At 72.3% G+C, this 23,126-nt stretch carries 18 protein-coding genes and 2 pseudogenes; 13 read left to right on the top strand and 7 right to left on the bottom strand.

The features are described from left to right. Positions 1-113 precede the first annotated feature (113 nt). A pseudogene (locus tag ACZ60X_RS09685) lies at positions 114-368 on the top strand (esterase); the annotation flags it as partial. 1 nt (position 369) lies between these two features. Further along, positions 370-924: pseudogene (locus tag ACZ60X_RS09690) on the top strand (MFS transporter); the annotation flags it as partial. Positions 925-1,171: 247 nt separating this feature from the next. On the opposite strand, the gene ACZ60X_RS09695 reads toward ACZ60X_RS09690, so the two are convergent. Further along, positions 1,172-2,548 carry an MFS transporter gene (locus tag ACZ60X_RS09695; RefSeq protein ID WP_469595534.1) on the bottom strand — a complete coding sequence of 459 codons (1,377 nt, stop codon included), beginning with the start codon at positions 2,546-2,548 and terminating at the stop codon, positions 1,172-1,174. 12 nt (positions 2,549-2,560) lie between these two features. Next, positions 2,561-3,952 carry a hypothetical protein gene (locus ACZ60X_RS09700; protein ID WP_469595537.1) on the bottom strand — a complete coding sequence of 464 codons (1,392 nt, stop codon included), beginning with the start codon at positions 3,950-3,952 and terminating at the stop codon, positions 2,561-2,563. Between the two features lie 260 nt (positions 3,953-4,212). Between ACZ60X_RS09700 and ACZ60X_RS09705 the strand changes: the two genes are divergently transcribed. Continuing rightward, on the top strand, positions 4,213-5,286 hold the full coding sequence (locus ACZ60X_RS09705; RefSeq protein WP_469595540.1) for a helix-turn-helix domain-containing protein: 1,074 nt from the start codon (positions 4,213-4,215) through the stop codon (positions 5,284-5,286). Continuing rightward, positions 5,283-6,431 carry a GNAT family N-acetyltransferase gene (locus ACZ60X_RS09710; RefSeq protein ID WP_469595542.1) on the top strand — a complete coding sequence of 383 codons (1,149 nt, stop codon included), beginning with the start codon at positions 5,283-5,285 and terminating at the stop codon, positions 6,429-6,431. The genes ACZ60X_RS09705 and ACZ60X_RS09710 overlap by 4 nt, the downstream gene beginning before the upstream one ends. Here the strand turns inward: ACZ60X_RS09710 and ACZ60X_RS09715 are convergent. Genes ACZ60X_RS09715 through ACZ60X_RS09725 form a run of 3 tightly spaced genes read right to left on the bottom strand, consistent with a single transcriptional unit; the run spans position 6,422 to position 10,063 of the window. Continuing rightward, positions 6,422-8,692, bottom strand: coding sequence for a xanthine dehydrogenase family protein molybdopterin-binding subunit (locus ACZ60X_RS09715; RefSeq protein WP_469595544.1), 2,271 nt, complete (start codon positions 8,690-8,692; stop codon positions 6,422-6,424). The two genes, ACZ60X_RS09710 and ACZ60X_RS09715, sit on opposite strands and share 10 nt — an antisense overlap. Next, a complete protein-coding gene (locus ACZ60X_RS09720) occupies positions 8,689-9,210 on the bottom strand; it encodes a (2Fe-2S)-binding protein (protein ID WP_469595548.1) in 522 nt (173 codons plus the stop codon). Before ACZ60X_RS09720 ends, ACZ60X_RS09715 begins: the two co-directional genes overlap by 4 nt. Continuing rightward, positions 9,173-10,063 carry an FAD binding domain-containing protein gene (locus ACZ60X_RS09725; protein WP_469595990.1) on the bottom strand — a complete coding sequence of 297 codons (891 nt, stop codon included), beginning with the start codon at positions 10,061-10,063 and terminating at the stop codon, positions 9,173-9,175. Before ACZ60X_RS09725 ends, ACZ60X_RS09720 begins: the two co-directional genes overlap by 38 nt. 286 nt (positions 10,064-10,349) lie before the next feature. Between ACZ60X_RS09725 and ACZ60X_RS09730 the strand changes: the two genes are divergently transcribed. Genes ACZ60X_RS09730 through ACZ60X_RS09760 form a run of 7 tightly spaced genes read left to right on the top strand, consistent with a single transcriptional unit; the run spans position 10,350 to position 17,915 of the window. Further along, positions 10,350-11,039 (top strand): GTP cyclohydrolase II, encoded by a 690-nt coding sequence (locus ACZ60X_RS09730; RefSeq protein ID WP_469595551.1) that lies wholly within the window; start codon positions 10,350-10,352, stop codon positions 11,037-11,039. Continuing rightward, positions 11,036-12,736 carry a WD40 repeat domain-containing protein gene (locus ACZ60X_RS09735; RefSeq protein WP_469595554.1) on the top strand — a complete coding sequence of 567 codons (1,701 nt, stop codon included), beginning with the start codon at positions 11,036-11,038 and terminating at the stop codon, positions 12,734-12,736. The genes ACZ60X_RS09730 and ACZ60X_RS09735 overlap by 4 nt, the downstream gene beginning before the upstream one ends. Further along, entirely contained in the window at positions 12,726-13,715 is a 990-nt protein-coding gene (locus ACZ60X_RS09740) for a formylglycine-generating enzyme family protein (protein ID WP_469595556.1), read from the top strand. The genes ACZ60X_RS09735 and ACZ60X_RS09740 overlap by 11 nt, the downstream gene beginning before the upstream one ends. Next, positions 13,712-14,767 (top strand): pyridoxal-phosphate dependent enzyme, encoded by a 1,056-nt coding sequence (locus tag ACZ60X_RS09745; protein ID WP_469595558.1) that lies wholly within the window; start codon positions 13,712-13,714, stop codon positions 14,765-14,767. Before ACZ60X_RS09740 ends, ACZ60X_RS09745 begins: the two co-directional genes overlap by 4 nt. A gap of 3 nt (positions 14,768-14,770) precedes the next feature. Further along, complete coding sequence (gene epsC / locus ACZ60X_RS09750; protein WP_469595560.1) at positions 14,771-15,400, top strand: serine O-acetyltransferase EpsC; 630 nt, start codon at positions 14,771-14,773, stop codon at positions 15,398-15,400. Between the two features lie 5 nt (positions 15,401-15,405). Beyond that, entirely contained in the window at positions 15,406-16,695 is a 1,290-nt protein-coding gene (locus ACZ60X_RS09755) for an ATP-grasp domain-containing protein (protein ID WP_469595563.1), read from the top strand. After that, entirely contained in the window at positions 16,692-17,915 is a 1,224-nt protein-coding gene (locus ACZ60X_RS09760; protein ID WP_469595565.1) for a flavodoxin family protein, read from the top strand. The genes ACZ60X_RS09755 and ACZ60X_RS09760 overlap by 4 nt, the downstream gene beginning before the upstream one ends. 24 nt (positions 17,916-17,939) lie before the next feature. On the opposite strand, the gene ACZ60X_RS09765 is transcribed toward ACZ60X_RS09760, so the two are convergent. Next, positions 17,940-18,338 carry a VOC family protein gene (locus ACZ60X_RS09765; protein ID WP_469595568.1) on the bottom strand — a complete coding sequence of 133 codons (399 nt, stop codon included), beginning with the start codon at positions 18,336-18,338 and terminating at the stop codon, positions 17,940-17,942. Positions 18,339-18,429: 91 nt separating this feature from the next. Between ACZ60X_RS09765 and ACZ60X_RS09770 the strand changes: the two genes are divergently transcribed. Both ACZ60X_RS09770 and ACZ60X_RS09775 read left to right on the top strand, forming a co-directional pair. Continuing rightward, entirely contained in the window at positions 18,430-19,431 is a 1,002-nt protein-coding gene (locus ACZ60X_RS09770; RefSeq protein WP_469595571.1) for a helix-turn-helix transcriptional regulator, read from the top strand. Positions 19,432-19,639: 208 nt separating this feature from the next. Beyond that, entirely contained in the window at positions 19,640-21,109 is a 1,470-nt protein-coding gene (locus ACZ60X_RS09775) for an eCIS core domain-containing protein (RefSeq protein ID WP_469595573.1), read from the top strand. Between the two features lie 20 nt (positions 21,110-21,129). On the opposite strand, the gene ACZ60X_RS09780 is transcribed toward ACZ60X_RS09775, so the two are convergent. Continuing rightward, positions 21,130-23,064, bottom strand: coding sequence for an AfsR/SARP family transcriptional regulator (locus ACZ60X_RS09780; protein ID WP_469595576.1), 1,935 nt, complete (start codon positions 23,062-23,064; stop codon positions 21,130-21,132). Positions 23,065-23,126: the final 62 nt, after the last annotated feature.

The following is a 23,126-nucleotide window of genomic DNA, read 5'->3' on the forward strand; positions in this document are numbered from 1 at the left end:
CACCGTGCACGCAGGGGATCTACCGTGCGTGACAGCGGCCCGACATTCCCGACACGACGTTCCGGGACGTTCCCGGAACGACCGCCGCGCCCGACGCATACCAGAAGACACACGTGCCCGATGCCCTCCCGCCGGCCGAACCGGTGCTGGAACCCGGGGCAGCCGCGGTCGCCGAAGCGGCCGCCAACCGCCCTACCTCTTCGACCTCCCCCCCGGCGGAGGGCCGCAAGGCCGTCGACGAGGTGCAGTCGGGGGAGATCGAGAAGCCGGCGGTGGACGAGGAGCGGATCACCGTCTCAGGTGGCCCGACGGGCACCGTCCGTGCCCGTATCGTCAGGCCCGCCGCTGTCGCGGGCACCCTGCCGGTACCGTCTCGGCATCAGCACCTCCGGCTACGGCCTGCTCGTCACGGCGGACGCCTCCGGAGGTCTGCTCGGCGCGGGCAGCGCCTCCTTCCTCGGCCGGCGGCTCGGCACCGGCACCGCATTGACCTGCACGGCCGCAGTCGAAGGTCTTGCCATCCTGGGACTTGCCTCCGCACCGAATCCCTACGTGGCCGGCCTCGCGCTCGCCGTCTGCGGAGCGGGCATGGGTGCCACGATGGTGCTCGGGCCCTCCCTCCGGCGGGCGATCGTCCCGGCCCACCTCATGGGCCGGGTCGCCTCCACCTCCCGCATGCTGGCCATCTGCGCGGCTCCCATCGGGGCCTTCCTCGGCGGCTGGCCGGCCACCGCCTACGACATCCGCGCCCCGCTCTACGCCGCCGCCGTCGTCCTCCTGGCGATGACGGCCGTCACGGCATCCATGACCAGCAACCGCAGGGGCGAAGCGGCGCTGCGTGCCGCCGCCCCGGCCGGCGGTCCAGAGCACCCGGCATCCGCATCCAAGGATCCCGCCCGGGAGAGTGCACCCGACGTGTTGTGACGCCCGCCGCGACGGCGTCACAGCACGCCCGGTGTCAGGCCCCGGCGCGTCCTCGACGCCGAACTGCCCGGCCCGGTGCTCCGCTACCTCCCAGGGCGCGGCCGGCGGATCACCGCCCGGGAACCGGCCGCAACTGCTCACGCCCGACCTTCCGGACCGTACGACGGCCACCGCTCAGGAAGGTCACCAGGCGGCGGCCGTCCTGGTCGAGCCGGGTCAGCGACTCGCGACAGGCCCTGGCACCTGCTCAGTCGGTGGTGGTGCCGCCGAGTTGGTCCACGGACTCGCCGTCCTCCACCGGAGGGAGGCCACTCGCGGCGGCCGGTTGCCGGTCGAGGCTGAGAACGAGAGGCACGGCCAAGACGCTGATCGCGACGAGGAACGCCCAGGGGAGCAGAGCGCCTCCGTCGAGCAGCGCGGTGAGCAGGGCCGGCGCCACGGCGCCCCCGATCGACCAGGACATCTGGTAGACGCCCAGGTAGCGGCCCCGCAGGTGCTCGGGCGCCATCGACACGCTCAGATCACTGACCGGCGGGGAGCTGAGGATCTCCGCCACGGTGTAGAGGACCATCGCGATCAGCATGCCGACGACCACGGCCCAGCCGGGCAGCGCGAGCAGCGCGCCGAAGACGACGAACGACGCCGTGTTGAGCAAGAGGGCCAACGCCAGCACCCGGGTCGGCCGGTGGGCTTCGATCCACCGGCTGGCGAGGGTCTGCAGCAGCGCCACCATGCCCGTGTTCAGCACGACCAGTACGCCGACGATCCAGGCGCCGACCTCGAGGTCGTCCGCCGCGTAGACGGCGAGCAGCACGGTGAGCACCGTGGAGGCGAACACGAAGGAGACGTTCGCCGCGACCAGGCGCAGATACCGCATGTCCGTCAGCACGGTGCGATAGCCGCCGCGTGACGCTTCGGCCGCCTTGCCCGACGCCTGCTGCGCCTGCTTCGCCGTGCCCGGCGCGGCGGGCTCGGTCCTGTCCGGGCCGGCCGCCTCGCCCGCGTCCGCCGTGGGCCGCCAGGTGAGGAACAGCCACGCGGCGATGGCGAAGGTGACCGCGTTGATCACCATGACCGTCCGCAGACCGGTGACGGTGCCGACGCTCAGGGCCACCGCCGAGGCGGCACCGCCGAACCCGACCCCGACATTGCGCAGGGCGCGGACGAACCCGAACCAGCGGGCACGCTCCTTGCCTTCGGCGACGAGCACCGTCAGCGGGCTGCTGGCCATCCAGAAGCAGTTGGAGCCGACCTGCACCACGAGCTGCCACAGCACGATCTGCCACGCCGCGTGGGAGAACAGGAAACCGATGAAACCGGCCACCGAAATCCCGTTGCCGGTCGCGACCACGACACGCGGTCCGTATTTGTCCAGCAGCGGCCCGATGAAGGGCGGAACGGGAAGAGCGAGCAGTCGGCCGGTGGTCAACGCGGCACCGATCTCGACCAGCGACAGCGACGTCGTCCTCACGAAGAAGACGACCGTGAACGCCATCACCAGGCCGTTTCCCAGGCTGTCGATGAGATTGGCCGTGACGAATCGGCCCTTTCCCGCGAGGTCCGGCAGACCCCAGGCTGTCTGAATCCGCCGCCATGCCGAAGGTGCGGGAATACGCCGGGACATCAGGGCCTCTCTTCAGTGCGACGGTGCGACATCGTCGCCCGGCGCGCCTTCTGCGGGCAGATCGCGCTGATGGAAGACGGCTGCGCTCCGTGCTTGGGCGTGTGACTTGATGGTGATGACGCTACCCGATCCGGCAGGTACCGCCTTGGCATACGCGCCTGCATAACCATGCGGGGTGTAGAACATTCCATAGGCCGCATGCCATTCCTCGGTCTTCCCCGAGACCGGATCGACGACCATTTCCGGCCGGGGGAGCACCCGTTGCTGCACCACACAGCCTTCGACCGCTCCCTTCTCCAGCGCCCGCTGCCATTCCGCATCGTCCGTTTCCCAGCCGACCACCGCGCCCACGCCGCCGCCCCGGGCGTTGACCTTCAGGATCAACTGCTCCCGCCGTTCGACGCATTCGTCGACGAGGTCGGTGTCCGCCCTGAGCGCCTCCTTGTCGAGCATGCGGGTCCAGGGCAGCACGCGGTCGATGAGCCGGCACTCGTCCTCGTCCAGGTTCCGGCGCCGCGCGGGGTCCGACAGCAGCGCCATGCAGCTCTTGTTGCTGAACACGCTGCTGGACAGCGGCGTCCAGATCAGGGTCCCGCCCGACCGGTGCGCACGCAGCAGCGGCTCGGCCAGCTCCCAGCCGCCGGGCTCCTCGGCGATCTGGGCCGCGACGAAGCAGCGGTAGACCACGTCGATCCTGGTGTCCTTGAGGTAGAGCGCCCCGTCGCGTTCGTGCACGTCGCCGACCTCGGCCAGCAGGATGTCGAGCCCTGCCCAGCTCAGCGCGGACTGGAAGGAGCGCCAGGTCTCGCCGTACTCCGCGAGACCGCCCCGCCACTCCAGCAGGGCCACCACCGGCTCGCGGCCGGGCGCCACCGTCGCGCCCAGCCGGCGCAGCGTCTCGGCCGCGGCACGCGCCGGATGGGTGTAGTCGAGCCGGTGCCGGCGGGCGAAGTCGGCGAAGGCGTCGACCTCCAGCATGGCCCGGGGAATTTCGCCCGCGAGGTCCCAGCCGCCGACCTCGCTGCCCAGACCGAACTCCAGAAGTTTGAACGATGTTCCGTCGTGATACAGGTCGGCTCGGCCGTTACGGGGTGGCAGTGCGTCACCGAGCTGTCGGATCGCCGCCCAGCGGCCGTCGCCTATGCCCAGTACTGACCGGAATGCGTTCATGTCGCCGTCGAACAGCCGGTCCGGCAGGGATATGAGTGTTTCGACGAGATGACGCAGATCATCGGCGAACCCGCGAATTTCCCGCTCGGTAACGAAGAGAGGTCTGGCCAAATACTCGCCCTGCCATGGGGCGAGTGTGTGAAACCCCTTGACATGGTGGGCCACTGTGGGCAGGTCGCTGCCCGGTGCCCGGAATTCCTCGTTGTACTGGGCGGTTACCAGATCGGCCGACATGAAGTCTCCGCTTCTCCTCGATGCTGAGTGCTCTCCCCGGCTCATATGCCACCGCTTCGAAGCGGTCCGTGGTGGCCTAAAAACCGGTCAACATGCGCTGCCACCGCGTGACGTATGTGTTACCACTAGAGTAGTTCAAGAGGCGAAAGGAATGGTTCTACACCATGCGGGAACGGTTACTTTCAGCCATGCCGCGCGAGCAGCGAATACCGGTGGAACGCTTCCTGACGACGGGGGAACGAGGTACGAGTTGTCTTCTCTTGGTAGAAAGCCCCTCCGGAACCGGAAAGAGCCATCTGCTCAACTCCCTGGCGGCCGATGCACGGGAGAGAGGTTTCCGTGTCCCGCCGGTCCACGTCGTCGAGGACCCCTTCCTGCTGCGGGCCTGGCTCGGTCAGGAGGACCGTGACACACCGGCCCTGGTGGCCGTCGACGATCTGCACAAGCGCGACGGACAACTGGCCCCGGCACTGCCCCAGTTGACTTCCGAATTCGCCACGGCGCCCGTCATGTGGGCACTGGCCCGGCGTACCGGCCGCGGTGGCCCCGATGTGGAGCGGGTCTTCACGCTGCCGTCCGGCGATCCGTCGCTGCCCCACACCAGAGTGGCCCTCGGACCGTTGCCCGCAAGCGCCGTGCGGGACGTCACCGCCGACCTGCTCGGTGCGCCCCCCTCGCCCACGCTCGACGCACTCGTCGCCACCGCGGCGGGCAACGCCCGATTGGTCATCGAGTTGGTGCAGGGTCTACGCGAGGAGAACGCGATCGCCGTCACCGGCGGCATGGCCGAGGTGACCTGCACCGACCTGCCCCAGCGGGTGCACCGGGTGGTCCGGCTGCTGCTCGCCGAGGTCTCCCCGCGCTGCCGGCTGTTCATCCAGCTCGCCGCGCTGAGCGGCAGGGACTTCGAACTCAGCGCCGTGGCCGAGCCGTTCGAGCAGCCCGCCGGGATGCTGCTGCCCCTGGTGGAGGAGGCCACCGACGTCGGTGTCATCGCCGACGCCGGCGATCGGCTGGTGTTCACCCAACCGCTGTTCTGGCAGGCCGTCCTGGCCGCACTGCCCGAACCGATGCGGGCGGGAGCACCCGGCGGGGCCGCCCGCCCAGGCAGCCCGAGGAGCGAGGCCGGATGGCCGGCCAGCCTCGGCGAGATCGACCTGATGATCGCCGATCTGGTCAGCCACGGCCTCACCAACAGCCAGATCGCCACCCGCATCAACCGCTCCCCGCACACCGTCAGTTACCACCTGCGGAAGATGTTCGGCACGCTCGGCGTCCGATCGCGCAGCGAACTCGCGGGGAAGGTCCGGCAGAGACTACTGGAGGCGCCATGACCGTCACGACGAACTGCTTCGCCGACGCCGTCGGCGGCCTCGGGGAGAGCGAGTGGGACCGGCTCGCCGACGGCCGGTTCTACTCGTCCGCGCTGTGGCTGCAGCTGTGTGCCCTCGCCCCCGGATCGGTCTCCGGCGGTCTGCACACGCGCACTCCCGGCGGCGGCCGGGCCGCGATTCCCGTCGCGGCCGTGCGGGAGGAGCCCAACCCCCACCTGCGCTGGCACGACATGCTGACCGCGCGCGGCCTGCCGAGCCCGGGACCGGGCGGCATTCTCGTCGGCCAGCGCCGGGGCTACCTGGCACACCTGCTGACCGGCGGGGACACCGACCGCACAGAGGCCGCCGCCGCGTTGCTCGAAGCGGTGCGTGCACTGCGGTCACCGCTGCACGAGGGCGAGCAGACCGCCCGCGTGGCGATGTACCTGACCACCCCGGACGTGGCGGCGCTGCGCGCGGCCGGCGTGCGCACGCTACCGGTCGCTCTCAAGACCGATGCGTGGATCGAGATCCCGCCCGGCGGCTGGGAGGCCTGGCTGGCAGCACTGTCACCGCACCGGGCCCGCCGTATCCGCAGTGAGGTACGGAAGTTCGAGAAGGCCGGGTACCAGGTGGAGCACCGCACGCTCGCCGAGTCATGGCAGGACGTGGCCCGGCTGCTGGCCCGTACCGAGTTGCGCTATGGCCGGTCCGTCGATGTGGCGCCGATGGCCGAGTCCTTCCGCAGGCAGGGCGAACTCGCGGGGGCGCGCGCCGAGGTGGTGCTGATCTCGCGTCCCGGCGAGCCGCCGGTCGGGTTCCGCCTGTCCTACCGCTGGGGCGACACGGTCTACCTGCGGGCGATCGGCTTCGACTACGACCGGCTCGCCTCGGCCGCCGAGTACTTCAACCTCACCTACTACATGCCGGCCCGGACACCGGGCGTGCGATGGCTGCACGCGGGCACCGAGACCGCGGAAGGCAAGGCGTTGCGGGGTGCGACACTACGGCCGCTGTGGCTGCTCGACCTGTCCGAGGACAGCCCGCTGACCGGACACGACGAGGAGATCCGGCAGCACAACCGGGCCCTGCTCGCCGGCCTGCGGGACTCCTCGCCCGCCGTCGCCGCCGCCCTGGAGGACGACCTCTGGGAGCCCTACTGCTGACGGGCCTGCGGCCGGGACGCGCCGCGCGTCCCGGCCACCAGGTGGTCGGGACGGATCGGGACGCGGTCGATGTCGATCCCGGTGGCCGCTCGGACCGCCGAGGTCACCGCGGGTGTCGCCGAGATCGAGGGAAGCTCGCCGATGCCGCGCAGGCCGTACGGCGCGTGCGGATCGGCCCGTTCCAGGATCTCCACCCGCACCGGTGGCACGTCCGCCATGGTGGGCAGCAGATAGCCGGAGAACGACGGGTTGAGCACCTGCCCCCGCTCCACCTCGATCTCCTCCCACAGCGCCAGGCCGACCCCCTGCACGGTGCCGCCCTGGAGCTGCCCGGCGACGGCGGACGGATTGATCGCCTTGCCGACGTCCTGGGCGATGGCGAGGTCGACCACGGTCACCAGACCCAGCTCCAGGTCGACGTCCACGACGGCCCGGTGTGCGGCGAAGCCGAACTGCATGGCCGAGTCTCCCTGACCGGTGTCCCGGTCCAGCGGGAACGTCGCGCGGTGATGGAACTCCGCCGTCTTCTCGATCACCCGCCTGCCGAGCAGCTCGGCCAGAGGGGCCACCCGTCGCCCCGCGACGTCGACGACGCAGTCGCCGGACAACCGCCAGGGAGGTGAAGGCTCTTCGAGCCCCGTCTCCCGCAGGAGGGCGAAGACGTCGTCACGGACCTGGCGGCAGGCCTCCCGGGCCGCCCCGCCGGTGACATATGTCTGCCGGGACGCCGAGGTGGGGCCGGCCGTGCCGAACCGGGAGTCCTCCTGGCGGACCTCGACCCGGCCGACGCCGAGTTCGGTTGTGACGATCTGACGCAGGACGCCGAGCACCCCCTGCCCGACCTCGGCCGCGGCCGAGGAGACCGTGGCCAGCACGGTGCCGTCGGCGGCGGCCTCCAGCCGCACCCGGGCCGTCGCGTAGTCGTCGAACCCCTCCGAGAAGCCGATGTTCTTCAGACAGGCCGCATAGCCCACGCCGCGGACGACCTTGCCGGACGGTGCAGGATCCGCCGCCGGCATGGGCAGCCCGCGCAGCGTCCGGAGCAGTTCGGCCACCGGCGCCGGGCTGTCCAGCACCTGACCGGTCGGCAGGGTGCCCCCCTCGGCCAGCGCGTTGCGCAGCCGGAACTCCACCGGGTCCATGCCGAGTGCCGTGGCGAGCCGGTCCATCTGGCTCTCGTAGGCGAAACACGGCTGGACGGTGCCGAAGCCGCGCATCGCGCCGCACGGCGGGTTGTTCGTGTACACCGCGCGGGCGTCGACCTGGACATGGGGCACCGCGTACGGGCCGACCGCGTGGGTCGCCGCGTTGCCCGCGATCGCCGGCGAACTGGACGCGTAGGCGCCGCCGTCCAGGACGATGTCCGCCTTGACGTACACCAGCCTGCCGTCGAAGGTGGCGCCGTGCTCGTAGCGCAGCTGCGCGGGGTGGCGGTGGACGTGGCCGAAGAACGACTCCGTGCGCGTGTACACCATCTTGACCGGACGGTTCAGCCGCAGCGCCAGCAGACAGGCGTGCACGTGAAGGGACAGGTCCTCGCGCGCGCCGAACGCACCGCCCACGCCCGCGTGTTTGAGCACCACCTTGTCCGCGGGCAGGCCGAGACAGGCGGCCACCTGTTCCTGGTCGACGTGCAGCCACTGGGTGGCGATGTGCAGTTCCACGCCGCCGCCGGCGACCGGGACCGCGAGGCCGGACTCGGTGCCCAGGAAGGCCTGGTCCTGCATGCCGAGGGAGTAGCTGCCGCGGACCACGACATCGGCGGCGGGCAGTTCGCCGCAGCGTGCGGCGCCGCGCCTGATCCTGGTGTGCGCGACCAGGTTGCCGTCCGGGTGCACGAACGCGCACTCCGGGTCGAGCGCCCTCGCGGCGTCGGTGACGGGCGGCTGGACGTCGTAGTCGACCCGGATCAGCTCCGTCGCCGCCCGCGCCGTCTCCAGGTCGACGGCCGCGACCACCGCCACCGCCTCACCGTGACAGCGCACCCGGTCGGCGGCGAACACCGGCTGGTCGACCTTCATCTGGCCGAACAGGGTGCGGCCCGGGACGTCGGCGTGGGTGATGACGTCGAGCACCCCGGGCAGCTTCAGCGCGTCCGCCGTGTCGACGGCGCGGATCAGCGCGCTCGCGTGCGGGCTGCGCAGCGTCGCGGCCCACACCATGTCCTCGGCGGACAGATCGGAGGAGTAGACGAAGCTCCCGGTCACCTTGGCCGGCCAGTCCGGCTGGCCGGGGCTCGCACCGATGCCCTGCGCGGTCACGGCTGCGCCACCTCCGTGGCGGCGGGGCCGGTGGACGGCCCGGCGTCCCGTTCTGTCATCCGCTCGGCCGCCAGCAGTACTGCCTCGACGATCCGCTGGTAGCCCGTGCAGCGGCAGATGTTTCCGGCCATCTCCTGACGCACCTCTGCCTCGGTGGGGCGCGGTGAGCGGGTCAGCAGATCGGTCGCCGCCACCACCATGCCGGGGGTGCAAAAGCCGCACTGGACCGCGCCCGCGTCGAGGAACGCCTGCTGGACCGGGTGCAGCGTGCCGGACGCCCTGTCGGCCAGAGCCTCCACCGTACGCACCGAGCAGCCGTCGGCCTGGGCCGCGGGCACCAGGCAGGAGTTGACCAGGACGCCGTCGAGCCAGACCGCGCAGGATCCGCACTCGCCCTGTTCGCAGGCGTTCTTCGGGCCGATCAGACCGAGCCGTTCGCGCAGCAGGAAGAGCAGGCTCGCACCTGGCCCGTCCTCGCCGTCATGGCTCTCGCCGTTGACCGTCACGGTGATGTCCATCGTGTCCTTCCGCGAGGAACATGTCCCAGACCTGGACGAGATTGCGGGCGGCGAGCACCGAGACGGCCCGCCGCCGGTAGTCCGCGCCGACGCCGTCGCCCCCGTCCGGGGTGGCGGACGCGGCGACGAGCCGGCCGAACTCGGCGGCCAGGGCCGTCGGCAGCGGCCGGGCTTCGTGCAACGCGCCGGATTCTTCGAGGAGTTGTTCGGCGCCCAGGGCCCGTACCGGTGCGGGACCGTAGGCCCCGACGGCCGCACGGACGCGTCGGGTGTCCCTGTCGAGGGCGATGGCGAAGGAGCACAGCGACTTCACCAGGCCCCGCCGCAGACCGATCTTCTGGAACCGTTGCGGTCCGGCCGCGCGCGGCACCCGGACGCCGGTGATCAGCTCGTCGGCCCCGAGGACGGTCCCGCCCCGGTGGTGGTAGAAGCCGTCAGCGGGCACCCACCGGCTGCCCCGGACCGACCTCAGCTCGATCTCGGCACCCGCGGCCAGCAGCGCCGGATGCACGTCGCCCGCCACGGAGGCCGTACCGAGACTGCCGCCGATCGTCCCCCGGTTGCGCACCTGGCGCGAGCCGATGGAGCGCGCGGCCAGCGCGAGGCCCGGCAGCGGCCGGCCGAGCCGCTCCTCGACCGTCGTGTGGCACACGCCGGGCCCCAACCAGACACGGTCCTGGGTGACTTGGTACCGGGCGGCGTCGGGGATCCGGCTCAGGTCGAGCAGCACCTCGGGCCTGAAGTGGCGCACCTTCATGGCGACCATCACATCGGTGCCGCCGGCCACCGGCGTGGCGTCGGGGAACTCGGAGCGGACGGCGAGGGCCTCCTGCCAGCTCTGTGCCCGTACCATCCGCACGCCTGCCCCCTCCGTGACGCCTCGCCGCCCGTCCGGCCCTCACTCTCCACAGCGGACCCGTCCGGAGCAAGACCGGCCATAAGAACCAACCGTTCGCGTAGTCGCCCCTACACGATCGCGTAGTGGCAGGTCCGCCGACCCGGATGCCAGGATCCAAGACGGGCAAGGCCCCTACAGAGTGGTGCAGGCCCGATCGGGCCCAGTGACGGGGCGCACGCACAACGGCGCACACAGGGGTCACTGGTGCTCTCCGAACCGAGTACGGACGATGGGGGCAGAGGTGCGCGAACGCGACGAGGTGAAGAACACGGCGACCCGATCGTTCGAGACCAGGGACGAGCCACTGCCGGCGGCCAGAATCCGCACCTCGGTGACGATTCCGCTCCAGCTGGGGCCGGGCCGGTTCGAACCGGCCGTCGTCATCTCCTTCCACGGACTGGCCGACCAGGGCGAGCACGTCGCGGTGGTGTTCGGCGACGCGCTGAAGCAGGACTGCCCGCTGGTGCGGGTGCACTCGGAGTGCCTCACCGGTGATGTGCTGGGCTCCGCACGCTGCGACTGCGGACCGCAACTGCGCGAATCCATGGACCTGTTGAACGCCGGCGGCGGGGTGCTGCTCTACCTGCGTCAGGAAGGCCGCGGGATAGGCCTCTACAACAAGCTGGAGGCGTATCTGCTGCAGGACGTCGGCATGGACACCTTCGCCGCCAACCGCGCGCTGAACTTCGGCGACGACCTGCGCGACTACCGGGTCGCCGCCCAGATGCTGACGGCCCTGGGCATCCGGCAGATCGACGTGCTCACCAACAACCCGGACAAGACGACGGCGTTGAGCGAGAGCGGCATCGTGGTGCGGCGCAGGCAGCCCACCGGGGTGTACGTCACACACGCCAACCGCCGCTATCTGATGGCGAAGATCGACCACGCCGGCCACGAGATCAATGTCGAGGACGTCAGGAGCGCTCAGTGATCGAACACAGGAGTCCCATCAGCGGCATCGCCACCTACGGTGACCGCTATGTGGCGACCGCCGGTTACGACAACCAGGTCATCCTCTGGGACCAGGCCGCGGGCAGCGCGCTGACCCGCGTCGTCCACGACCACCTGGCCAACCAGTGCAGCTTCAGCCCCGACGGCACCCTGCTGGCGACGTCCTCCAGCGACTACACCGCGCGGCTGTGGTCGATACCCGACCTGCGGCTGCGCGCCGTGCTGGGGGACCACGACGACGACGTGGAGATGTCCACCTTCCATCCCACCCGAGAGCTGATCGCGACGGCCTCCCGCGACCACCGGGTCAGGGTGTACGACTTCGGCGGGAACCTGGTGCACCGCTTCGAAGGCCACACCGCCGATGTGATCTCCGTCGAATGGGCAGGGGACGGCGACGAGTTGATCAGCTCCAGCGACGACGGCACGGTGCGGCGCTGGTCGCTGGCCACCGGCGGCCTGGTCGACACCATCGACCTCGGCGGCGTCGAGACCGACACCATCTCGATCGGCGCGGACGGCACTCTGTACGCGGGCAACGACGACGGCGAGATCGTCGTGATCCGCAGCGGCGACACCCATGTCGTCTCCGCGCACGCCGCCGGCATCAAGCGGCTGGTGCGGGACGGCTCGCGCCAGCTGATGGTGAGCCTGAGCTACGACCGGACCATGCGGCTGTGGGACACCTCCGGCGGCGAGCTGACCGAGGTCGACAAGGCCGACATCCCCGACGATGTGTGGCCGCGCTCCTGCGCCTTCGGCGCCCGGCAGACCCTGGTGTTCGGCACCTTCGGCACCACGTACCGCACCTACGACTACAGCGCCCGGCAGTGGCTGCCGACCCAGGTCCCGCCGACCCCGGGCGTGAACGCGGCCTGCGCCCACGACGGCGGTGTGATCAGCGTCGGCGACGCCGGCATCGTCCTGCGCGACGGCGCGCCGCGCACCGAACTGGGCAGCCTCTGCAACTTCCTGACGCCGCTCGGTCCGCTGGTCGTCACCGGCGGCCAGCTCGGCAAGGTGATGGACGCGATCAGCGGACGCCTGCTGCACCAGCACAAGTCCCCGCTGAACTGCGGTGCCACCTTCGTCAGGGACGGCGCCCCGCACGTCGTCGTCGGCGCCTACACCGGTGAGGGACTGGTGTTCCGGCTGACCGAGGACGCGGGGCTGCGGCACGTCGAGGACGTCAAACTGCACGACAACGCCGTCAAGGGCGTCGCCGCCTCCGCGGACCACATCTTCTCGGTGTGCGCGGACACCAGCGTGGCCTGGCACGACATCCGCACCCTCGCCCTCGTGCACCGCATCGACGGCGCACACGACCGGATCGCCAACGGCTGTGTCGCCCTGGCCGACGGCCACTTCGCCAGCATCGGCCGCGACCTCAAACTCCGGCTGTGGGCACCGGACTTCAGCTGCGTCACGGTCGGCACCCCGCACACCCACTCGATCAAGTCCGTCGCCACGGACGCCACCGGCCGTCTGATCGCGACCGGCTCCTACCACGGTCATGTCGCCGTCTTCGACCGCGACCGCGGCACCTGGGGACCCGCGCTGCGGCCCACGACCTCGGGAATCTCCTCGCTGTCGTACGACGCCGACCGCGGCCTGTTCCTGGCGAGCTCCTACGACGGTCACGTCTACGAGATCGCGGGGACGCCGGATGAGCGCTGAGGTCCTGCCCGCGGTACGCAACCCCAACGAGGTCTCCGACCGGGAGGCGATGGGTCTGCCGGGCCGGCTGGTGGAGCGTCTGCCGCACGACCTGTTCGCCGCGCACACCGACCTGTTCACCCGCCCCGTCGAGCAGCTCGCCGCGGTGTGCGCCGACCCGGCGGAGCCCTTCGCACGCCGTTACGCGGCCGGCAGTCTGCTCGGGCTGCGCGGCGACCCGCGGATCCGGCCCGACGATCCGGAGCTGGTCGACGTACCGGCCGGCACGGCCGAGATCGGCCTCCCGGAGGACCAGGTGGCGTCCGTGGTGGAGCGGTGGGCGCGGGTGGGGGTCGTGGACTCCTGGATCCGCAAGGAGTGCCCGCGCCACCGGGTCGACATCGCCGCATTCCGCATCATGCGCTATCCCGTCACCAACCTTGAGTACCGGCGCTTCCTCGCCGACACCGGGTCCACCGCCCTGCCCACGTCATGGCGGTTCGGCGGATATCCCCTGGCCCGGGCGAACCATCCGGTGTGGACGGTGCGGCCCGAGGACGCAGACGCGTACGCCGCGTGGCTCTCGCAGCGCACCGGCCGCCGGTTCGCCCTGCCGACCGAGGCGGAGTGGGAGTACGCGGCCGGCGGCGGCGACGGCCGGGAGTTCCCGTGGCCCGGCGGCTTCCTCGGCGATCACGCCAACACCGTCGAGGAGGGGCCGCTGGACACCACTCCGGTGGGCGTCTACCCGGCCGGCCGGACCCCGTTCGGCGCCGATGACATGGCCGGCAACGTCGAGGAGTACGTCGCCGACGACTACCATCCCTACGACGGCGGGACGCCGGTCGACGACGACCTGGTCCTCACGCAGGGCAGCTATCGCATCGCGCGCGGGGGCAGCTTCACCCGCTACGGCGACCTCGCCCGCTGCGCCCGTCGGCACGGCTGGTTCGACCGCCCGATCTACGCGATCGGCTTCCGATTGGTGGAGCGCCCATGACCGTCCCGTCGAGCACCACCGACCCCACCGCGCCCCCGGACGACCAGCTCCAGCAGCCGTTCACGGCCCAGGCGCCCGAGGACGTCCTGGACTTCGCCGAGGTCCACAAGCGCTATCCGGCGATGGCCGACTTCCATGCCCGGCTCGGCGGCACCTCGCTGCGCGAGGTGCCCTCCGTGCCGGGCGGCGCACGGATCCTCGCCAAGTGCGAGTGGGAGAACCCCAACGGCTCGGTGAAGGACCGCACCGCCTACGCCCTCATGGCCGACGCGCTGCGCAGGCACGGCGACCGGCCGCCCGAGGAGCTGCGCCTGCTGGTGTACTCGGGCGGGAAGCTGGCCTCGGCGATGTCCCTGCTCGGTCAGCGGACCGGCGTACGCACCAAGTTCGTGCTGATGTCCAGCAGCCCGCCCAGCCTGCTCGAGCTGCTGAAGGAGCGCGGTGCGGAGGTGGAACTGGTGCCCGCCGAGGGCGGGTTCCTGCGCACCATCAGGGCATCGCAGCGCATCGCGGAGACCGAACCGGACTGGACGCTGGTCTTCCAGCACAACAATCCGGCCAATGTCGCGATCCACCAGCAGACCACCGGCGCCGAGATCCTCGCCGCCCTGGGCGACACCCGGCCGGCCGCCTGGCTCACCTCCATCGGCAGCGGCGGCACGTTCGTCGGCGTCCTGCGGGCGCTGCGCAGCCGGTTCCCGGACGTCCGGGCGATCGGCGTGACACCGCAGGAGGCGCCGTACGGCAACCCCGGGCCCCCGCTCGGCAAGCCGACGTACGAGGGATCGGGCGGCCACGGATACGGCATCCGTCAGCCGTTCGTGAAGGCACACGACGACCTGGTCGAGGGGCACCGCCATGTGACCCTGCCCCGGGCGCTGCAGGGCATGGGCGAGTTCCACGACCTGACGGGCGTGAAGATCGGCAGCTCGGCGGCGGCGAACTGGCTGGTGGCCAAGGAGGTCGCGGCCGAACTGCCCCCCGACGCGGTGGTGGTCACGCTCTTCGCGTGTGCCGGAAACCCCGAACAGTGGTCGGAACTGGGGCGGTGAACCATGAAGTGCCTCGCGCGAATCCGTGAGGACATCGCGGTGGTCGTCGAGCGCGACCCGGCCGTCAACTCCACGGCGGAAGCGGTCCTTTCGCCACATCTCATCGCGCTGTGGGCGCACCGGGTCTCGCACGTGGCGTACCGCACCGACCACCGGCTGCTGGCCCGGCTGATCTTCCTGACCGGCCGATGGCTGTCCGGCGGCATCGAGATCCATCCCGGCGCGCGGATCGGCAGGAGGCTGTTCATCGACCACGGCTGCGGCACGGTGATCGGTGAGACGGCGGTCATCGGCGACGACGTCACGCTGTACCACCAGGTGACGCTCGGCGCGCTGGGGTGGCGGCGCGACAACCTCCGGCCGCCGGGCCAGCGGCGGCATCCCGAGATAGGGTCGCGGGTGGTGATCGGAGCGAACTCGGTGCTGCTGGGGCCTCTACGGGTCGGTGACGACGCGCGGATCGGCGCGAAGGCGTTCGTCATGGACGACGTGCCGGCCGGCGCGGTCGTCGTCGCCAGGCGCAGTGAGGTCATCACGCCGGGCATCCGGGGCGCTGCCGACGGCCAGAACGGCGTACATCACAACGGTGGCCGGCTCGCCGCCTCGATCGGAGAGCCGGAGAAGGAGAAGTGACCGCGGTGCAGCAGCCTGCCCTCCTCATCATGACCTCGCTCAAGATGATCATCCGCAACCTCCGACTGGTGGAGTACACAAGGGAGTTGGGGGTGACCCCGGTCCTGGTGTTCACCCAGGGCGGGGACGAGGAGCGGCTGCGCGAGCTGATGGCGGACCCCGGGCATCCGCTGTCCGCGCTCGGCGACCTCTGTCCGGTCCCGGACCCGTCACCGGCGAGCACCATCGCCGGGGTCCAGCCCGTGCTGCGGCGCTACGACGTCCGCGGGGCCCTGTCCTGCGGCGAGTACTACGTCGAGGCGGCCGGCGCGCTGACCCACCTGCTCGGCCTGCCGGGGTCGGGCTGGCCGGCCGCCACCGTCAGCCGCAACAAGCTGTTCCAGCGCACCGCGCTGCCCGACTTCTCGCCCAGGTGGCGGGTGATCCACCCCGGGCAGCGGGACGGCCTCGACCTGTCCTCGGACGGCTGGCAGGGCCCCGTCGTGCTGAAGCCGGTCAGCCGGATGAGCAGTTCCGGCGTTCGCGGACTGCGCTCGGTCGAGGAGGCCGCCGCGGCGGTGGCGGGCTATCCCGAGCACGAGACGCTGCTGGTGGAGGAGCGCGTGGTCGGCCCCGAGTACTCGGTGGAGAGCCTTGTGCAGGGCGGTGAGCCGATCTGGTCGGGCATCACCCAGAAGCTCACCAACGAGGCGGGCGGGTCGACCTTCACGGAGATGGGGCACACCGTGCCGGCGCCCGAGGCGGTACCCGGGCAGTTCGACGAACTGTCGCGCGTGCACGCCGAGGTGCTGCGGCGGCTCGGCTTCCGCGACGGCATCGCGCACGCCGAGTACCGCGTCACCGGCGACCGGGTGGTGCTGATGGAGGTGGCGTTCCGCATCCCGGGCGACGGCATCGCCGCGCTGTGGGGCCTGGCCACCGGAAGCTCGGTCGAGGAGCGGCTGGTCGACCTCGCGCTGGGCAGGCCGGCCAGCTACCCCCGGCCCGGCCGCCGGGTCCGCCACCTCTTCCTCGACCACCCGCACGGCACCCTGGTCGACGTCCGCAGCAAGGGGCCCGAGGTGAGCTGGACGACCTCCGCCGAGCGCTGGCCGGAACTCACCCCCGCCGCGCCCGACGCCGGGCCGCGCTGCTGCGCCGTGCTGACGCCCCGGACGCCCGGTGACCGGCTCGGCCCGATCGTCGACTCCGGCGAACGCTCGGTGTCGGTGATCGTCGACGCGCCCCTCGACGCCGACATCGACGCGGTGGCGGAGCGCGCCGCCGAGGACGTCGAGATCGTCGTCGCCTCATGAGCGAGCGTGCGTCGGCCGCGGGGAACGTCGCGGTCATCTACCACTCCCGCAAGGGCACGGTGCGTGCCCTCGCGGCCGCGGTGGCGTCCGGCGCCGAGACCGCCGGCGCGAACGTCAGACTGCGCGGCGTCCAGGAGGAGGACGACCGTCCGGGCGCGGTCCTGGCGGACCTGGAGGACCTGGTCTGGGCGGACGCCGTCGTCTGGGGCACACCGACGCACTACGGCAATGTGTCCGCGCCGCTCAAGGAGTTCATCGACTCCACCGGTCCGGCCGGGTTGTGGTCGGCCGGCGCCCTGGCCAACCTCGCGGTCTCCGGACTGACCAGCTCGACGAGCCTCAACGGCGGCCAGGAGGGCACCCTGCTCAGCCTGCACCGGGCCATGTACCACTGGGGCGCGCTGGTCACCTCCGCCGGTGCGGGGCAGACCGGTGCCGACGACTGGCACGACACCGGCGCCAACCCCTACGGACTTTCGGTGTGCGCCGACCCGCAGGGCAGGATCAGCGCAGTGGCCGAGGCGGCGGCGCGCGCCCTCGGCGCGCGGATGAGCGACCTGGCCGCCCGCGTCCGTCACCTCCGCCCGTCCCGGGCCGAGCGGCCGCCCCGGCCGGCCGCCGGCGGGCAGCGGCTGCTGGTCGCCTTCCAGTCGGGCGACGACAGGCTCCGTGGGCTGGCGGACGCGCTGGCCGTGGGCGCCGCCGAGAAGGGCGCCGAGACCAGGCTCCGGCACGTGGACGGTGACGAGATCACACCGGCCGACGTGGCCTGGGCGGACGGGATCGCCTGGGGGATGCGGGCCCGCCACGGTGTGCTGCCCTCCTCCGTGTGCGCCTTCATCGAGAGGACCGAGCGCGAGCTGCCCGGTCCCGGCTACCGGGGCAAGGCCGTGACGGCGTTCGGCACGACCCTGAACTCCCACGCGGGCGGTGAGTCCGCGCTGCTGTCCGCATACACGGCGATGCACCAGTGGTGCGCGACCGTCGTGGCCCCTGGCTACACCGACCCCGTGGTGAACACCGCGGGCGGCAACCCGTACGGAACGCTCCACCACGCCGGCAACGGGCCGTCCGAGCGCAGTGCCGCCGACGCGGCCCGCCACCAGGGCCGCCGGCTGGCCGTCACCACGGCGGCACTGGCCGAGGGGGGCCGGGTCCTCGCTCCCCGGAGCGAGGATGTGCCCCTGCGTCTCCTCGGCCCCGAGCTGCGTACCCCCTGAGCGGCCGGCGCCGGACCGCTGCATTCAGCGGCCGAGTCTTTCGAGCGCGGCCGGTGTGACGGGCGTGAAGAAGTTGACCAGGTTGCCATCGGGGTCGCGGAACAGCAGGGAACGGTTGCCCCAGGGCATCGTGGTGGGCTCGGCGACGAACTCCTCGACGAAGCCGGTCAGGTTCCTGTGCACGCCGTCCACGTCGTCGACCAGGAATTCGAGGATGACGCTGTGGTTGTCGGCCGGACGGGCCGAGCCGGGCGCGAACAGGGGGACGGTGCGGGTGCTGCCGATCGCGAGGGTGGCCGAGGCGGACCTGAGTTCGGCGAAGTCCTCGGTGGACCAGCTCGCGGGCAGTCCGGTGGCACGCTCGTAGAAGTCCACGAGGCGGGCGACGTCGCTCGTGATGATGCGGACGGAGACGAAGTCCATGGGGTCTCTCCAGGTCGGTCGGTGCTTGTGACCGCACGCTACGACCTATACCGGGCGGAACCCGCCCGGTATGTGCGGCAGACTTCCGACCATGCCTCGTCCCCTCTCGCGCGTGCTCACCCTGCTGGAACTCCTGCAGGCGGGCGGCATGCGGACCGCGACCGAACTCGCCGGCCGGCTCGGCGTCGACGAACGCACGGTGCGGCACTACATCGGCCACCTCCTCGACCTCGACGTCCCCGTCGAGTCGGTGCGCGGCCGCCATGGCGGCTACCGGCTCGCCCCCGGCTACCGGCTGCCCCCGCTCATGCTGAGCGACGACGAGGCGCTCGCCGTACTGCTCGGCCTGGTCGCGGGGCGGCGAGCCGGCCTGACGACGGCGCTCGGAACGGCGAGTGAGACGGCGACCGCCAAGATCCGACGCGTACTGCCCGAGCGGCTGCGCCGCCGACTGGACGCCCTGCTCGACTCCCTCGCCTTCACGGCTCCGCCCGGCGAAGCGCTCTCCCCGGAATCCGGGGTCCTCCTGCCGGTGGCCGACGCGGTGAACCACCACCGGCCGCTCTCGATCCGGTACACGGCCGCGGACGGCCGCCGCAGCGAACGCACACTGCACCCTCACGGACTCGTCGCCCACTCGGGCAAGTGGTACCTGACCGCCGACGATCTCACGACCGGCCAGGAACGGACGTTCCGGCTCGACCGCATCACCGGCGTGCGCACCCTGCCGGGCACGTTCGAACCTCCCGCCGGACCGGACCCGGCGAAGCGCGTTCTCACCGGGCTCGCCACGGCTCCGTACCGGCATGAGGTGACCCTGCGCGTCCAGGGCACGGCCGAGCACATCCACACCCGGCTTCCCGCGGGCCTCGCGATCGTGCAGGAACTGCCGCCCTCGGGGAGCGCGGATCCGCAGGCCGAGTGCTGGTCCCGCGTCGAACTGCGCGTCGAACGGCTCGACTGGCTGCCCGCCGTACTCGCCTCGCTGGACCGGCCCTTCGTCATCGAACGCCCGGATGAGCTGCGCGGCCTCGTCGAAGCCCTCGCCGAACGCCTCACCCGCTCCGCCCGGCGACAGCCGCCCCCTGACTGACAGGTCCGCAAGCCCTCTCCCGGGCGTCGGTCAGCCCGAGCCGTGGACCGGCGCCCGGACGGCGCGCCCCGCGAACCGGCCGGCGGGGGGCCGGCGTCGGTGACGTACACCGCGTTCCTCCAGTGCCCGTAAAGGCAGGTGGCCTGCCCCGGGGACCGTTCGCACGCCCCTGGCCGGCGGACGGCGGCGCGGCCCATCCTGGAATCCGGTGATCACCGGTACCGGGGAGAAGGTCATGGGAGCCCACGCCCGCCACGAGGACAAGGACGCCGCTTCCCGCGGCGGCGCCGCGCACCGGACCCCGGAGGCGGGCGCCCGGTCCAGGGCCGGCGGCGATGCCATGGGGCACCTCACCGCGGACCGGCCCGCCCCCGTGGTGCCGGAGCGGACGGCGGCGTTGCAGCGTGCGGTGGGCAACGCGGCGGTGACCCGGATGCTCCGGCGACGCCAGGCCGAAGACGCGTCCGACGGCACTCGGCCCACAGTCCGGCACTCCACCGTCCACGAGGTGTTGCGCGGCCCCGGACGGCCGCTGGACCCGGGGACGCGGGCGGAGATGGAGGGGCGGCTCGGAGCGGACTTCTCCGACGTCCGGCTGCACAGCGGCACCGCCGCCCAGCGGTCCGCGGCTGAGATCGGAGCCCGGGCCTACACCTCCGGCAACCACGTCGTCATCGGCGCGGACGGAGGCGGCAAGAGGACCCTGGCCCACGAACTCGTCCACGTCGTCCAGCAGCGGCAGGGGCCGGTCGCCGCGACCGACCACGGCGACGGGCTGTCGCTCTCCGACCCGGGCGACCGCTTCGAACGCGAAGCCGAGGCCGTCGCCGCCCGCGCCCTGTCCGGGCCCCGTCCGCCGCGCCCCGACACCACGACGGACGGAGCGGGCACGAGGGACGCGGCCGATGCGCACACGGACGCGGTCCAGCGCGTGATCACCGATGCCCAGGGCCGCGAGCTCGGCTCGAAGGACATCGCACGCAACGGGATGCTGGCCGGGATCCTCCAGCACTTCCCCCAGGAGACCCACGAGTTCGTGGAAGTGGCGGTCGACCTGATCATCGAGGACGACCACCGGGTCGCCTGGGACGACGTGATGACGATCCTGCAGGAGGACTACGACGTTCACCCCGCGGCTGCCCGCCAGGCACCGCAACAGCCACGTCTCGCCCCCCGGGCAGCGCCGCAGTACACGGCCGTCAGCCTCACCAGCCCAGGGTCGTTCCTGGAGTCCATCGCGTCCATCTGGCACACCAGGCAGGGCAATACGGGGTGCGGTCTGCTCGGCGGCACCCTGTACCTCGCGACCTCGTCGTCCAACTCCCCTTCGTTCTTCAACGACATCTGGTCGGCCGTCGAGGACATCAGGGCCAACCCCACCGGGACGCTGCCGGGCTGGTTCCCGACGGCCCGGCAGATCTGCCCCGGCTACGTCGGCACCACCGCGAACCACGCGGAGTGCAGGATCATGAAGGTGTGGGGCGACGGCGCATGCGCCGGCGGGATCATCCGCACCACCCAGCCCGCCTGCAAGGACTGCGCGAAACTCATGGACGAACAAGGCGTCGCCCACGACAACGCCCCCGACCGGAGGTACGGAAAGACCGGCTGGATCCATCCGTTCACGCACGACCGCTACGGACCGCAGATCACCAACTCGCCGCGCTACGCGACCTGACGGCCCGCGGGTGCGGTGGCTCATCCCGCTTCGGCGCAGGCCCGCGCCTCGGCCAGGTACCGCGCCACCGGGCCCAGGGTCAGCATGCCGCTGGCGGCACCGGCGTGTTCGGTACGGGCGTCCCGCAGGGCCGCCGCGGCGCGTGCGGCGACGGCGCGCTCGCCGAGGCGTACGGCGGCGCGCGCGGTGAGGCACCACAGCGCCTCCTGCATGTGGTCACGCGGTGGCCGGGGAACCGCGGCGAGGGCGGCACGGGCCTGCTCGGTCCGGTCCTGGTCGAGAAGTACGAGGGGACGTGCCCAGGGGCGGTACGGGCCCCAGTCGAGGCCGGCGTCGGTGGGTGCCGGCCGGCCGTGCAGCAGGCGCAGCCCCAGCAGGGCGAGCGGGAACAGCCCGCGGTGCAGCCCCGGCATTCCGGCTGTCCGGAGGCTGTCCTCGGCGGCACGGTAGTGGGCCGCGGCCATGGCGGCGGTCGGGCCGCCGGGTTCGGTGCTGCGGGCGGCCGTGGCCCGGGCCCTCAACCAGGCGGTGAGCAAGGGGACGAGGGGGGACTCGATGGCGACGGCGAGCTGTTCGGCGGCGCGCGCGTGCGAGGCCGCGGCCTGGAGGTCGCCGAGGGCCGAGGCGGACTGCAGGCGGATGAGCCGGCCGAGCACGGCGAAGCTCGGCAGGTCGTGCCCGGTGGCCAGTTCGAGGATCTCGCCGCCGATCACGTCCCGCGCCGCCGCGAGCCCCGGGCGGGCGAAGGACTGGAGGAAGACCCCGTTCAGGGCGAACGCCAGCAGGGCCGGATCGCCCAGCTCCCGTGCCAGCGTCTCGGCCTGTCGTGCGGCCCGCCCGGCGCGCCCCAGCTCGTCCGCGGACAGACCGGCGCTGCGGCTCTCGACGGCGACCGCGGCCAGGAGGCGGGCGCGCAGGCCGGCGGGGCCGTCCGGGCCGAGAGCCGCCAGCGTGCGCTCGGCAGCCGCGACGACGGCACGGGACTGCTCGGGGTCGTCGGCGCGGCTCCACAGGGCGGGTACGTCGTATGCGCCGATGATGCGGGCCGTCAGGAGCACGTCTCCCGTACGTTCGGCCGCGTGGACGGCGCGGAGGCGGTCGCGCCGTGAGTGGACCAGGGCGTCACCGCCGGCGAGGGCGAGGGTGCGGGCCAGGTCCACGGTGGTGCGCGGGCCGAGCCGGACACCACCGGCCCACGCGGTACGTGGCCCTTCGAGGGAAGCGGACCGGTTGAGGATGTCCGTCTCCAGACGGCGCAGGTCGGCGCCGGGGTCGAGCCCGAGCTGGTCCACGAGCATCGTGCGGGCGCGGCGCAGGGTGGCCAGGGCGTCGGCCTGGCGGCCCGCGCGATGCTCCGCGCGGGCGAGCAGTCCCCAGGCCGGCTCCCGCCAGGGGTGTTCGGCGACATGGGCGCCCAGCTCGGCGACGAGATCGGCCCCCGCGCCGGAGTCGAGGAGGAGGCGGGCACGCAGTTCGACCCCCTCCAGCCTCAGCTCCTCCAGCCGCGCCCGCTCGCGCTGCGCCCACGCGGAGTCCTGCACGTCGGCGTAGGCGGGGCCGCGCCAGGCCGCGAGTGCCACGCCGAGCGCGGCCACGGCGTCGGGATCGTGCCGGGCGCGGGCCAGGGCGTCCTGGAACCGGTGGACGTCCACGTTCTCGCGCGGCAGGCGCAGCGCGTAGCCCGGCCCCTCCGTGACCAGTACGCGCGGCGGATTCCGGGGCGGCCGGTCGGGTTCGACGGCGCGGCGCAACGCGGCGACGAACGTGCGCAGCGCACCCACGGCGCGGGCCGGCGGCTCGGTCCACAGGTCGTCGACGAGGGCGTCGGTGGTGACCATCCGCCCCTCGGCGGCGACGAGCCGCGCGAGCACCTCGCGATGGCGGGGGCCGCCCAGGCCGAGCGGGCTGCCGTCGTCGCGCAGGGCCCGCACCGCACCGAGCACATCGATTCGCATGCCCCCATCTTCCGTGCCAGGGGTCCACCACGTCGCACCGCACTGATCCGTTACTGATCGGC

The sequence above is a fragment of the Streptomyces sp. NPDC104106 genome, from assembly GCF_055584345.1.

Excerpts from the sequence above, each read along its gene's own strand:
- ACZ60X_RS09695 (WP_469595534.1), bottom strand. The coding sequence starts at position 2,548 with ATGTCCCGGCGTATTCCCGCACCTTCGGCATGGCGGCGGATTCAGACA.
- ACZ60X_RS09700 (WP_469595537.1), bottom strand. The coding sequence starts at position 3,952 with ATGTCGGCCGATCTGGTAACCGCCCAGTACAACGAGGAATTCCGGGCA.
- ACZ60X_RS09710 (WP_469595542.1), top strand. The coding sequence starts at position 5,283 with ATGACCGTCACGACGAACTGCTTCGCCGACGCCGTCGGCGGCCTCGGG.
- ACZ60X_RS09720 (WP_469595548.1), bottom strand. The coding sequence starts at position 9,210 with ATGGACATCACCGTGACGGTCAACGGCGAGAGCCATGACGGCGAGGAC.
- ACZ60X_RS09725 (WP_469595990.1), bottom strand. The coding sequence starts at position 10,063 with ATGGTACGGGCACAGAGCTGGCAGGAGGCCCTCGCCGTCCGCTCCGAG.
- ACZ60X_RS09740 (WP_469595556.1), top strand. The coding sequence starts at position 12,726 with ATGAGCGCTGAGGTCCTGCCCGCGGTACGCAACCCCAACGAGGTCTCC.
- ACZ60X_RS09745 (WP_469595558.1), top strand. The coding sequence starts at position 13,712 with ATGACCGTCCCGTCGAGCACCACCGACCCCACCGCGCCCCCGGACGAC.
- epsC (WP_469595560.1), top strand. The coding sequence starts at position 14,771 with ATGAAGTGCCTCGCGCGAATCCGTGAGGACATCGCGGTGGTCGTCGAG.
- ACZ60X_RS09760 (WP_469595565.1), top strand. The coding sequence starts at position 16,692 with ATGAGCGAGCGTGCGTCGGCCGCGGGGAACGTCGCGGTCATCTACCAC.
- ACZ60X_RS09765 (WP_469595568.1), bottom strand. The coding sequence starts at position 18,338 with ATGGACTTCGTCTCCGTCCGCATCATCACGAGCGACGTCGCCCGCCTC.
- ACZ60X_RS09770 (WP_469595571.1), top strand. The coding sequence starts at position 18,430 with ATGCCTCGTCCCCTCTCGCGCGTGCTCACCCTGCTGGAACTCCTGCAG.
- ACZ60X_RS09780 (WP_469595576.1), bottom strand. The coding sequence starts at position 23,064 with ATGCGAATCGATGTGCTCGGTGCGGTGCGGGCCCTGCGCGACGACGGC.